We start from the raw sequence: 13,489 nt of genomic DNA on the forward strand, positions 1-13,489 counted from the left end.
CGTTCTATCGTCATTGTCATCGTCAATTTTCAGATGACAGGGACTGTGTACACAGGCCAAACACTGCGAGGCACGGGATAAAGTCTCGCCGTTCAGAGGGCAATAATCCTCTATTTATACGATGGAATATTTGTTGGCTTTGACAGCTTTACTACCGTTTCGTGATTATATAACAAGCCCACTTTAATGATTAATATAAGGGGTACAAGCGATTTAACTTGCTTTATTTTTCACAAAAAACCACATGGAATATTAAATTCACATGTGGTAGTCAACACCTAAATTTTAATAAATTCAATTAAAAATCTCCCTCTGACTTTTAGTTTACCATGGTCACCAATACTCACATTATTATACGCTTCTGGATTCAGAACAATAACTGTAATTTCCTTAAATTCTCTTGTTATGACAACAAATTCATATGAGGTCATCTTGCTTGAAGCGGACATACCATTCCATCTAGTCTTATTTTTATCTATTACATTACAATCATATTCCCTAACAGGTAAATAAATCTTAATTAATATAGATATTATTAAGATAAGAAATATTAACACGAAAAACCAAATAAAATAGTCCATGTGCCGTCCTTTCTTAAAATCACTTTATCGTTCCAAAATCAAATCTCATCTAGATAAAATCAAGGCAAGTGGACCTTCTTTAACTTAAAGCTCGTAACTTTATTCTAACGTTATCCCTAAATTCTTCAATTGCATTTCTAGTCTCCAATCATTTGGCTTGTCTTCTTCAGAGAGCCATTCAGCACCATTCTTAATCCAGCTAAACCGATATTCAGGAATTGTATGCTTAGGATTATAACCAAAATGAAAAGCACAGCAAGGACAAATATCAAAGCTGCCTGCTTCACTATTTTTTATATAAGGCTTCTCATCCAAATCAGGAAATCCACATACTGGACAATAATGCTTCATAAAAGATCACTCCATGATTTAAACTCCTTTTGATCTACCACAATAGCCCCTGCTAAAATATCCCCTATTCTCTGCTTTTTTCTCGTAAATAAAATAAAAATACATCCTAAAAATAAACCATGATCCAACATCCTTAATAAATTCCGCATAATAATTTTCGAAAACCCGAATCTTTTCCCTTCTAAATTAATAATGGATAATCCCATTACTTTTTTTCCAACTGATCGTTGAAAGATCACTTCGCATATAATTTCGTAAATTATCAAGGGAGAAATAATTAATATTAAAAGTATAAAACTATTTAAATCAAATAAAATTTTATCTCCATAAATTAACACTACAAGAATAACAACAGGGGTTGTGATCAAAGAAACAATAATTGTATCTAAGATAATCGCAATTATTCTTTTTATTAAGTACATAATTTCTATGCTCCTTCACACTTGTATTGGAGTAGAACTGAAAATAATAAAGCTACTTCATTGCTTAATATTAATTATTCAGTTTCTTCGGTAGAATGATTAAACCTGAATTACGAAAGCTCATAACACCAAGCTCGATCTCATATTCCCGCTTTTCTCTTCTTTTATTCTATAAGGAAGCAAATCCGAATAATCTTCTTCATCAAAATTATGTTTTCCTCCACTCCATATACTTTTCTATGTAAAAAGGAAATTCATCATAACTATACTTAGGCTTAAGAGAATCCTCTCTAAAAAGATTACACGGAGTCATTCTCCCTCATCCGGTCTCAGTTTGATTATCTCATCACAAGAAAAATAGTTAATAACGTTACGTATAGCACAATTAAAGCCAAACCAATTGAAACAAATAGTACTACTCGTCTTTTTGATTCATCATGTTTTACTTTTTGATAAGATCCAATACAAATAAATAAAATTGATCCAAGCACGAACGGCATTGGAGCAAGTCCAAGATAAATTGAGTATTTCCCATCAATATTAAATTCTTTCAAAATCCTAACTATACCTGCAATTAAAGATGAAAGAGCCAAAAAAGTAGTTCCAAAAATAAGGGTTGTAGGATATTCATACGTTCTTCTTAGAAAATAGATACCGATAGCAAACGAACCACCGATGGTTAATAATAAGTAAATTGGTAAAGGCATACTTTCATAAAAAGTATTCAAATTGTATAACTCATCCTTCCTCATCCAAGTATCGGTCTTTCAACACATTCACCCAAATTAATTCTTGCACCACCAACTACAATCACTGGAACACCAGCTCCAATAAGACCAACGGCTACTAAGGTGTGTATGCAATCCTAGGCAAGACGGACCAAAATAGAAGCCAACGTCAAAAAAGCCTTGAACGTACACGATAATTTGTCAAAGCGAGTGGCTAATCGGCGGTTGTTTTCAACCTTATTGAAGAAGCATTCGACCAAATGACTCTCTTTGTCCAGCTAACGTGGCTTGCGGTGGTTTCTCTTGCTTAGAATGATGAGAGTCGCTTTCTGTTGGTTGGGAAGATCCATAATTTGGTGGAATGTTAAGCCCGATCTACGAAGACTCAGCTTTATAATAGGTCTCGTCAAGCAAAGATATTGTAACCCATGACGGAATCATGCGATTCTCCTCCAATCAGCTCGAATTGAAATGGATTCCCAGGAGCGTCTACAACGACAATGGATTTTTGCGCTTAATCTACCTCGTTAATCGGCCCATGGCTTGGGCATACTCCCCTTTTGCCCCGGCACCGAGTTGATGAACGCCTACAATGGTCGCTAGTTCTTAATACCAGTGTCCTTTTGTCTCTGAAACTTTCTAATAGCTGTATATCTGCTTAATGAAAGTAGGTAAGTTTTTTTACTTCCTTTTCATAAGTGCAATTAAAACAATTACCCCCAAAAATATCATTATAGAAATAAACAAAACACCTAATCTTATAATTAATTTCCTTTTTTCAGGATCGCGGCTTGATTGTTGATATGCTCCTATAATGAGTAATGGAATACCAATAAAACCAATGAAGGGTAACTTTTGAACATACTCCAATTGTCTATTAAATAATGTGTATTCATTAATTAATCTCATTATCCCTGACAGGATAGATGTCAAACTAATAAAAATCATTCCAATCACGAAGAGAACTGAGTATTTTGATCTTCTGCAAATAAAATAGGCTATTAATAATAAACCTGAACCGATTGACACAATTAAATATATTGGTAATGATAGGTTTTCATAAAATAATCCCCAATCATCTTCCTTCTGATCAAAAAAATAGACTTTTAGCTTTGCTCCATATGAGACATCAAGTCCAATTTTAACCACCGCAGGTGCAGTGGTAGCAAATATAGCATTCTCCAACAATCCAGCACCATTCTCTAATCTGTTGTATATGTTCCTAGAGTTTCAAGACTGGCTTTTGATACTTAAATACTTCTAAAAATGAGACGGATAATCCTTGGCGAATTGTTCATCCGTAACGGAGGCAAAGACTTGCTCTTTGGGAATGAATTTACGGAGTCGGTCGTTAGCGCTCTTATTGGAACCTCGTCGTTTAATCATTTTAATATTGATTTACCAAATTCAAATTTTACTATTTTAATATTATACAATTTCGTATTGGATATAGCCTCACTCGATGTTATTGTTCCATCTTTTTCTTCCTTTATTATATTTGGAAAACTATTTATGTATTCTATGTTTTCATTTTTTTCGTCCAAATTATAATTCATTTCTCTAATCGCCAGAAAAACTCTAACCATCCCTCCTTCATCAAACAATACAACTTCATCATTTCCACTAGCCAAGGTTTGCTTCCACTTTATATACTTACCCGTGCCTGTGCTCAAACCAATACCATCATATTTAACTATGACTTTATCTTTTACAATTATTTTCTCTCCGTTTTTTTCATACTCTAAGTAAAAAGGAAATTCACCATAACTATACTTGGGCTTAGGAGGATCCTCTCCAGATGCAAGACCTAGATACAATAAAATCCAAGGCCCTGCAATTAAAAGGACAACAATTATAATTACTAACAATAAAATTAATAATAATTGCTTCAAAAATGTCCCTCCTCTATTAATCCGTTGATAAGTATAAAGATTTTAGCTCAGCAGATTAGTCATTTGATAAACTAATTGCAGTCTTTAGAAATAGAACGGAAAACAGACGACATAGAACAATATATTTCCTATAATACTTACCGAGGATATGTTTCCTTTTTGATCCAAGCCCGGACTACCTGCTATTCCCTTAACAACTACAGCTTTTTTATTGTCATAATTAGAAACCAATATCTCTGTAAACTCTACTTCATTACCAGTACCATATGAATTCACTAATATTCGATCGTTATTTACTCCATTTTATTAAATTCATTTGTCCATAGTCTAATCATTATTCCAATCACAATGAAATCAATAATAAAAAAAACTAAAGAGAGATCATAAGTAATTGCCAGTCGAAAAAAGAGAATGGCGAAAATAATGCAAATTTGACAAGAATAAAATTTTCCACCAGCAAACATTTTGAATAACAAGGACAATGGTATTTTTCTCAATTTTCAAATCCTCTTTCACATAAAATAGATAGATCCTTTGATAAGACTATAAATCAATAATAATTATCGATAAAATAATCATTTGGCTCAATTTGATTTAATTCTAAATTATAAAGATAGGATATTTCGGTAGATTGATTAACGCAATTCGTTTTGAACCAGCTTGTTGCCTAGAGCTTTTTAATCCTCAAAAATTCTAATGCTACTCTATTAGTAGGTTCAATCAGAAGAATTTGTTTGGCATAACTTTCTGCTTCACTTTTAGAGATAAGTTGATCCGGAACTATATTCAAAAGAATCATTAACTCTTTAAAAGATATATCTATATAAGTTGAACTAAAGAAATCGAGAATCGAGAATTAAAATCTAATACAAAGACGATCAATAATGGAAGTTGGCCTTTTCATTATTTCGTCCATAAACTGCCCGACGTTTTTGCGAATTTCAGAAACAGTATGATAAAACACGTTGTTGATCGCATCGGATTTCAGCCATTTCCAGAGTCCTTCGACAAGGTTAAACTGAGGGCTGTAAGGAGGCAAAAAAACCAGTTCGAGCCGTCCATTCATTTCTTTTAGAAACGGTCGCAGTAACTTTGCATGATGAATACGAGCGTTATCCAAAATCATGACGATTTTGCCGTCTGGATACACGGAAACTACCTTTTGAAGAAAACTCAAAAAGGTCTCCGCAGTATAATGTTCGTCTTCTTGCCAGACAATGTGGCCTGTTTCATAATCCAATGTGGCAAGTAACTTCACTCCGAGATGTTTGCCTGTGGTTTTAATGATGCGCTGTTTGCCGCGTAGAAACCATGTTTTTTGAATGGCTTGGTAATCGCGAATCATCGATTCATCCTCAAATAACAAGTGGCGGACTTCGCCATTCAAGAGTCTTTTTTTAAATGGGGAAACGTATTTTCTGAAAACTCGTGTTGTTTGGCTGGATCTGCTGCCGCCAAGGTGTAGGTAGGTTTTGTATAGCTCAGTCCTAGACGATGCATCATTTTAGAGACGCCTCGAAGGGAATAGTGACGATCAAACTCGCGCTCAATAAAAGCCGCAATAATTTCAAGCGTCCAATTATGACGAGCAGTGAAGCCCACCTCATGTGGGACTGAGTCGACGATGGTTTGCATCAGTTTGTTCTGTTGATCTTTTGTTAATCGGGTTGGCGCGCCAGACGAATACTTCATTTGTAAAGCCGATAATCCGCCAGTTTGATAGCGATGAATGTAGTTATTTACCGTTTCGTCACTTCGGTCCAGTGTCTCAGCAATCTCCTTGACTGACTTTCCCTTCAGGTAGAGATAGATCGCTTGATAACGTTCATACATGCGGCGTTCCTTTTCTTGTTTCATGGCTTCTTTTAATTTATTTAGTGCGGTTTGGTTTTCCATCTTCGCCCCTGCCTGTTCGAATTGTTTTCTTTCTTATTCGACATGCAGTCGCGATTTCCTTACCATACTTTTCTGAAACTTTAGTTCAACTTATCTAATTCATCAATTTCGAGCGCTCTCTTTACATGATACAGTGCCACACTGTATGCTCCATCAAGAAAAGAAAGTGGAGTTATCATTAAATTTGCAGCAATCCCATGTAACTCAATTGTTTCTTTCTTCGAAATTAAATATGAAACAAAAGAATAAATAGTAATCTCACTAATTTCATATGCAATATCTAATATTAATGACTCAATCTCATCATAGTTGTTATGATTTGAAAATAATATGCTCTCAGCCTCCAAATATTTACCTGTCCTAATCAAATCTATCATAATGTTTTTTATCATTTAGCACCCTATCCATCCCAACTTTTATGCACGTATAAGACATTATTAACCCTTATGCTGTTATAGAATTTAGATGATATAGTTTTATCTTGCGACAATCCATCTAATGTTGTAAAGCAAATACTCCTATACTCCCCCAAAAAACATTGACCAAGTTTTAATGATGTAGGAATCCGAACAACACAAAAAAACCTTGATCAATAGTAGAGTTTGTAAAACCCTATTATCGATCAAGGTTTATTTAATTAAGTCCTTACAAAACCTTAGACAAAAACTCTTTTGTCCGGGCATGCTGAGGGTTGCTGAGCACCTCGCGAGGCAAGCCCTCCTCGACGATGTAGCCGCCGTCCATGAAAATCAGGCGGTCGGCAACTTCGCGGGCGAAGCCCATCTCATGCGTGACGATGATCATCGTCATCCCATTTTGCGCCAGCCGCTTCATGACATCGAGCACTTCGCCGACCATCTCGGGATCAAGCGCCGACGTCGGCTCGTCAAACAGCATAACCTCTGGCTGCATCGCAAGCGCACGAGCGATTGCGATCCGCTGCTTTTGACCGCCGGAAAGGCTGTCGGGACGCGCATCACGCTTATCCTCAAGGCCGACAGAGCGAAGAAGCTCAAGTGCGATTTTTTCGGCTTCTTCTTTATTCATGCCTTTTACTTTACGAGGAGTGATCGTCAAGTTTTCCAGTACAGACATATGCGGGAACAGGTTGAAATGCTGGAACACCATTCCCATCTTCTGACGGATCACATTGAGGTCCCTCTGGGCCGCCGTTACGTCGCGATCCTTAAAGCGAATCGTACCACCCGTCGGCTCTTCAAGCCGATTCAGGCAACGGAGAAAAGTACTTTTACCGGAGCCGCTGGGCCCGATGACGGCGACAACTTCGCCCTTTTGAATAGTAGCGTCGATACCCTTCAGCACCTGATTTTTACCGAAGGATTTCATTAGTCCTTTAATCTCGATCATCGTTTGCCCAGCCTCCTTTCAAGCACATTCAGCAGTTGGGACAAGGTGAACGTCATGACGAAGTACACACCCGCAGCCACCAAGAGCGGCTCCAGTGGAATATAAGTCGAGCTTTGTACTGTCCTTGCATTGTACATCAGCTCGGCGATACCGATCGTTGATACCAGTGAAGAATCCTTGATAATGACGATCAGCTCATTGCCGATGGCTGGCAGCATGTTGCGAAAAGCCTGGGGCAGCACGATGAGTCTCATCGCCTGGCCGCGGGACATGCCAAGCGAGCGAGCAGCTTCCGTCTGCCCTTTGTCGATGGCCTGAATACCCGCCCGGAAAACCTCGGCCATATAGGCGGCACTGTTGATTGTGAGAGCAATAACGCCGGACATGAATGGCGAAAAGTTAATGCCAAAGTTAGTTAATCCGAAGTGAATAATGAAAATCTGGACCAGCATCGGCGTTCCGCGGATGATTTCAATATAAGCCGTAGCTAGAATACGGACGATCCAAACTCTAGACAGCCGCATGAGAGCGAATACGATACCGAGCAGGGTACCGAACAGCACGCCGAAAAACGACAGCTGCAGCGTGACCCAGGCTCCGTTCAGAAAATACGATCCATAATCATCCAAAAAAGAAAAGTTCATATAACGCGCTCCGTCCGTCTATTATTCCCCAACCATCTCGTTGGCTTCAACGACAAACCGGTCAATATCTCCGCTTGCTTGCAGGCGATCAATCGTTTTATTCACCGAATCCAGCACTTCCTTGTTGCCTTTTTTGATGGCAATAGCAGAGCCTGCTTCTTCTTCGGTTTGTTCAATCTTCACGTCCGCCATCGCAATGCCGTCTTGTGTTTTCAGGTACTGCTCGGCGACTGGTTTCTCTACGATTAGTGCATCTACACGGCCGCTAGACAGCTCCATGACCAGCTCTGGAATTTTCGCCAGTGCAGTCAGTTTGGCTCCCTCAACCTCTTTTGCGATGCCTTCTTGAATCGAACCCTTTTGCACGCCGATCTTTTTGCCTTTCAGGCTATCGAGCGAGGTGTATTTGCCTTCGTCACCTTTTTTCACGAGAACGCCTTGTTCAGCCCTGTAGTAAATTTTCGAGAAATCAACGTTCTGTTTACGCTCTTCTGTCGGCGTCATGCCGGAGATAACGATATCGACCTTATCGGTGTTCAGCGCCATGAGCAGACCGTCGAAGTCCATGTCGCTGATGACCAGCTTGGCGTTCATGTCTTTGGCGATTTCCTTGGCGATCTCGATGTCAAAACCGACAATTGTGTCCTTGCCGTCGATTTGTTTGTGGAACTCATAAGGTGCATAATCAGCGCTTGTACCCAGAGTCAATGTTTTTTGCTCGGCTCCGCCGCCTGCTCCTGTATTGGAAGCTGCGTTATTGTCCGCGCTCTCCTTCTGTCCACATGCGCTGAGCAGCAGTGCTGCCGCGATTGTTACCGTCCATACCTTTTTCATATCTGTATCTCCCCTGCCCTAAGAATGTGATGGAATTATGCATAGAAATTAATATTAATTACACGGTAGCCAGTATAACATCGCCTGACTCCAAGCACAATGGCTCGGTATAAATATGCATTAAACTTTACAGTTCTGCCCAATTTTCTTTGATATATTCATGACTTTAATGATGATTTAGTATAGTACTATACCAATGCTTTTATTCTTTAATACTTTATCGCTTTTTATGACGAAAATAATTGTTATCCGCAAAACAGTCCAACTTACTTCATTGCTCTACAAGCAGCAGAGAGAAGAACGGTTCAAAAGCCGTTCTTCTCCATGTGCCATGCTGCATAAAGGGGTTATTACGAAGCGAGCAACAAGCGGCTAACGATTACCGCAGCTTGGGCGCGGTTCGCATCGCCCCTCGGCGTGAACTTGCCATCTCCCGTGCCGAGGATAATCCCCTCGCTCGCAAGCAGTCCTACAGCTTCCTTCGCATAGGAAGCGATAGCGCCCCTATCGGCAAAACCGCTAAGCGCAGCAGCGATGTCCGGTGTAGTCGGCTCAGAGTTCAGCTTCCACACGTTGGCCGCCATAATTGCCATCTCTTCGCGAGTTACTGGACGGTTCGGCTCAAACTTGCCGTTGCCCGTACCTTTCACGATGCCTGCGGCTACCGCTTGAGCAACCGCTTCGCTGTACCATGCTCCTGCAGGCACATCGCTGAAGCTTGCCGCCTTGTCACTTGCTGGCAGCTCATAAGCGCGTGCAAGCATCGTCAGGAACTCGGCGCGAGTCAGCTTTTTCAGTGGGCCGAATGTATCGCCAGTAAGACCTTTCAGGATGCCTTTAGCTGCCAGCTCATTAATTGCTGCGGATGCCCATGCTGCAACTGGACCAAGATCCTTGAACTCCGGCGCATTCACCGGCGGCGTAGGCGTTGGTGTTGGCTCTGGTGTCACGCTTGGTGCAGTAGAAGGACTTGGCGTTGGCGTCGGAATCGGTCCTGGGAACGATGGTTGGTTACCGTTATCCGTCACAGGAACTTCGCCGTTACCGTCATTCATCGAGCCAGCCGCAGCCGCTGGAGCTGCTTTGTAGATCGCATTCGCCAGCAAACGGTACTGTACCTGCGGATGCGCTTTGTTCGTCAGCTCGTTGGAGAAGAGCGTGATGTCGGTCAGATCTTTTTTATAGGTGAAACCGATTGTTTTGCCCCTTACATTTTCATAACCTGGCCACCAGCCAGCAACGAAGAAATCATTCTCGGAGCTAGCTTTAGCGACGATTGCCGCCCCATCCGGAATATTCGTGAAGTAAGTACCGGATTGCGTGTACAGATAATCTTTTGCCTCATAAGGCGCACCGATGATGCTGTCTTGGCTTACTTCCGCTTTGAACAAACCTTCATGTGTGCTGCCTGTCGTCTTGAAATCCAAGCCTGGAAGCAGCCCCGAGCCCTTCAGCGTGTTCGCCCACGAGCGGCCGTATCCAACAAACGGCTTGCCCGCCTCGACGAGTGACTTGTTGAACGAATTGACCAGCACATCGCTGGATGCCTGATCCTTCGTTACCGTGTAACCCAGATCGTTAAGGGCAAACGCCGGTACGCCCGAAGAAGCAACTTTCACCGATGGCAAAAGCTTACCTTCCACTGCCGTCCCAGCCGGGAACGGTACGGTTTGCAGCGTGTATTTGCCGAGCAGCGGCTTGAGGTTAGAGTAGGAAACGAGGTAATCACCCAGCTCGTATCCTTGTCCGCCCTTGTTAAGCAGCGTGACCGCTTTGCCAGCAGCCGTCAATTCATTCACCGCGCGCACCGCATCATTGTTCGTGCTGCGGATTACATAATGCGTCGCCGAGCCTGATACGACGCTAGTCGGTTTCTCTGCCGAGCTTACCGGAGCCGTGGCGCCGGAGAAGGCCCCTTTTGCATATACCGTGTAGCGGTCGAATCCTCTCATATAAGAGAAGCTTTGCACAATATCCGCATACATTTCGTCGAAGTCCGATACATTGATGCCATCATAGAGCACCAGGTTGGCGAAGCTGCGTTTCGCTTGCGTCATAGGAACGATATAAGTGCCAGTTGGATAAGTGACTCCATCCACCGTCACCGCGCGATTCGATTTCTCTACCTTTACCCCATTACGGAGCAGGTAGTTCACCATATTGGCGGCTTCCAGTGCGTTCTTTTGAACTGATGCATCTACAGGAAGAACATAATAATCCGGGAAAAAGCTCTTGCCATCCGGACGCGGACGTCCGATTTCTTCATTTTTAGCATTGACCAGATACTTGTCGACAGCCGGGCTGTCAACGTTGTTGATGCCGCGCTCGTACACCTCGAGCTGGTTCAAGAACAACTTCTGCTTATTTTTGATCACATAATCGGTAGAAGCCAGCAGCGTGTACAGCAGCGCTGTTGTCGATTCCTCATTCAGCTCAGGAATCTCGATTGTGTGGCCAAGTGCGCCTTGATGCATCGCATATACCGCCGTATAGGCCGGGGAAGCGTCGTCCCATCCTTTGTCATAACCAATCGGTTTGTAGTTTGGATCATTCGCTACTTCTTTGGCTTCCACATAAGGGATGTGGTACTTATCGTAATAAGTATTCGCTATAGCTGCGCGTCCCATCGCATGCGCCTGCTCCACCATGTTATCGATCAGCAGATCGTAGTCGATGTTAGGATCATGCGGCGGTGTGCAAGGCTCGATGAGGAAATCACCGACAAAGCCGTGCAGGTCCAGGAACGACAGCGGGGACCACTTGGCAATTTCCTGGGTGACAATTTTCGTCTCCGGCTGAGTCTGGTAGGAGTTGTCACGGTTCAGGTCGAAGCCGTTTGCATTCGCACGGTCATTATTGTAGCGGCCATCTGGATTTTGCGTGAAATTCATCAGGAAGATGACATTATCCAGCGCTTCGCTGATGTTGATGGTTACTTTCTGAGTGTTGCCGTTTTTGTCGGTTGTGTTGTATTCGATCGTGTCCTTCTTCGTCATCTCTTCAAAGAAGTTCAGAATCGAATCGACGCCCGGAGTCTCGTCCGGATGGATGTTGTTGATCCAGATCGGCACTTTGTAACCGCTCAATTGGCCTTTAAGGATTTTGGCCTGCAATCCAGCTGGATCGTTGGTCATCGCTGGCAGCGTCTCATTCACATACTGCTCAACGGACGCTTTGTCCTTCGCCAAAATGGTGAAGTTAATGTCGCGGCCTTGCACCGATTTACCAAGTACGCTCGTCTCGATGTAACGATCCTGCTTCGCTTCCGCCGTAATGCGGTCGATCTCAGGACGAATCTCGTCATACGAGCGGAAAGTATCGTACACGTTCAGCTTGATCGGCGCGGAAGCGAGACGATTGCCTTTTTTGTCCGTCACCATCAGCTCGTTCGTGCCGAGCAGCTTCGGATAATCCACACGGAGCGCCCTCGGCGACAGATCTTTTGTGCCATAAGCGAGGTCGAACACGATATTCGCTGTCACTTTACCATTAGCGATGACAGGTTTGCCATCCAGGTAAATGAATGCCTTATCGGTTTCTTTAGCTTTAGAATCACGCTGTTTCCAATCGGATAACGGCTTGCCGCCGTAGGTCCAATTGAGGTAAGTGTCATCCGTTACCGTGCTTCTAGGCGGAATCGTAAACTCGACTGCGATGGTACGTTTTTCGGTCAGTGAAGCCTTTTCATTGCTCAGCAGCAACACTTTCCCAGGCTCTTTGATCTCTTGCAGCAGCGTTGTCAGAACAGAACTGAAAGTGCTCAGCCGCTCATCAACGCGTCCCGGATAGTTAGCCTGCAAATACCCCAGGCTGTCCTTGCCCGTATGCCAGATGGCCCCGTCATTTTCCGTCTGGGTGTAACCATCCTTGTCGCCAAGGTTCCAGTTGGTCGCTTCCAGATAACCGTAAGGAATTCCGGCGGCTTTAAAAGGAGCATGATCGCTCCAGTCGCCCGTTGTACCAGCCGGGTACTCTGGATTGACTCCTTGCTGCGTCTGCACGTTCAGTCCCAGTCTCTGCGCAATGGCGAGCGCCTGGTTGCGTACGAAGCCAGCGTCACCCTCGTTGCCATAAACATACATATTGTCGCCAGCTGCAAGACTGTCCAGATTGATCATAGCGACGGTATTATTTTTCTCTTCCTCCGTCATAGCGGCTACATAGGCTTTGGAGCCTTGCAGACCGTTTTCCTCCGAGCCGAAAGCAACAAACTTAACGGTGTAAGGCAGGCTTTGTTGCGAGATCGCTTTAGCTGACTCAAGCATGACCGCAACGCCAGACGCGTTATCGTCTGCGCCCTTGCTTGGCGCTTTTGCACTGTCATAATGAGCTCCGACGATAATCGTGCGTGGAGACTGGCCATGCTTTACAGTAATAACATTGCTGCTTCTGCCTTCTGTGGTTCTGGTTTTGTACACAAACTCTTGAACTGTTGGGCTGTACCCCATGTTCTCAAGCTCAAGCTTGATATAGTCTCGTGCCGCAGCTTCCTCTGCCGAGCCAGCTGGACGAGAACCGATCGTCCCTGTGAGATGACTTAGATAACCGTAAGCGTCATAACCAGGCTGTCCTTGTTTAAGCTGTGTTCCAGCAAGCGTTTGCGCGGCGAGTGCCTCTAGCGCTGCGGATGACATGACCGCAGATGGCGCAGCCGTAGATTCGGCAGCATATGCTGCCGGCGACAGAATCGATCCGATGACGGACAGGGCTACAGCAGCGGACAACAGAGCTTTGCTTTTTTTTCTCTTTTTCTGAATGTACAAAACCCAATTC

The 13,489-nt window shown here is 43.2% G+C and carries 11 protein-coding genes; all 11 read right to left on the bottom strand.

Annotated features, from left to right (window positions below; translation table 11 throughout):
* Positions 1-680 precede the first annotated feature (680 nt).
* The 11 genes from CGZ75_RS23725 to CGZ75_RS23775 all read right to left on the bottom strand — a co-directional run bounded on the left by CGZ75_RS23725 (position 681) and on the right by CGZ75_RS23775 (position 13,479).
* Complete coding sequence (locus CGZ75_RS23725; RefSeq protein WP_089526902.1) at positions 681-932, bottom strand: hypothetical protein; 252 nt, start codon at positions 930-932, stop codon at positions 681-683.
* Entirely contained in the window at positions 929-1,354 is a 426-nt protein-coding gene (locus CGZ75_RS23730) for an RDD family protein (protein WP_089526903.1), read from the bottom strand. Before CGZ75_RS23730 ends, CGZ75_RS23725 begins: the two co-directional genes overlap by 4 nt.
* A 338-nt stretch (positions 1,355-1,692) precedes the next feature.
* On the bottom strand, positions 1,693-2,082 hold the full coding sequence (locus tag CGZ75_RS24910) for a hypothetical protein (protein ID WP_141136884.1): 390 nt from the start codon (positions 2,080-2,082) through the stop codon (positions 1,693-1,695).
* Positions 2,083-2,763: 681 nt separating this feature from the next.
* Positions 2,764-3,270 carry a hypothetical protein gene (locus tag CGZ75_RS23735; protein WP_089526904.1) on the bottom strand — a complete coding sequence of 169 codons (507 nt, stop codon included), beginning with the start codon at positions 3,268-3,270 and terminating at the stop codon, positions 2,764-2,766.
* A gap of 194 nt (positions 3,271-3,464) precedes the next feature.
* On the bottom strand, positions 3,465-3,974 hold the full coding sequence (locus CGZ75_RS23740) for a hypothetical protein (RefSeq protein ID WP_089526905.1): 510 nt from the start codon (positions 3,972-3,974) through the stop codon (positions 3,465-3,467).
* 856 nt (positions 3,975-4,830) lie between these two features.
* A protein-coding gene (locus CGZ75_RS23750) for an IS630 family transposase (RefSeq protein WP_281255134.1) occupies positions 4,831-5,870 on the bottom strand; the annotation gives its coding sequence in 2 pieces (ribosomal slippage) (positions 4,831-5,364 and positions 5,367-5,870; 1,038 coding nt in all).
* A gap of 80 nt (positions 5,871-5,950) precedes the next feature.
* A complete protein-coding gene (locus CGZ75_RS23755; protein WP_089526907.1) occupies positions 5,951-6,262 on the bottom strand; it encodes a hypothetical protein in 312 nt (103 codons plus the stop codon).
* Positions 6,263-6,515: 253 nt separating this feature from the next.
* On the bottom strand, positions 6,516-7,238 hold the full coding sequence (locus tag CGZ75_RS23760) for an amino acid ABC transporter ATP-binding protein (protein ID WP_089526908.1): 723 nt from the start codon (positions 7,236-7,238) through the stop codon (positions 6,516-6,518).
* The gene (locus tag CGZ75_RS23765) at positions 7,235-7,882 is read right to left on the bottom strand and encodes an amino acid ABC transporter permease (RefSeq protein WP_089526909.1); all 648 of its coding nucleotides are present in this window, start codon (positions 7,880-7,882) and stop codon (positions 7,235-7,237) included. The genes CGZ75_RS23760 and CGZ75_RS23765 overlap by 4 nt, the downstream gene beginning before the upstream one ends.
* A 21-nt stretch (positions 7,883-7,903) precedes the next feature.
* A complete protein-coding gene (locus CGZ75_RS23770; protein ID WP_089526910.1) occupies positions 7,904-8,716 on the bottom strand; it encodes an ABC transporter substrate-binding protein in 813 nt (270 codons plus the stop codon).
* A gap of 350 nt (positions 8,717-9,066) precedes the next feature.
* Entirely contained in the window at positions 9,067-13,479 is a 4,413-nt protein-coding gene (locus tag CGZ75_RS23775) for a M20/M25/M40 family metallo-hydrolase (RefSeq protein ID WP_089526911.1), read from the bottom strand.
* Positions 13,480-13,489: the final 10 nt, after the last annotated feature.

It is taken from the genome of Paenibacillus herberti (assembly GCF_002233675.1).
GTDB classification, from domain to species: Bacteria; Bacillota; Bacilli; order Paenibacillales; family Paenibacillaceae; genus Paenibacillus_O; species Paenibacillus_O herberti.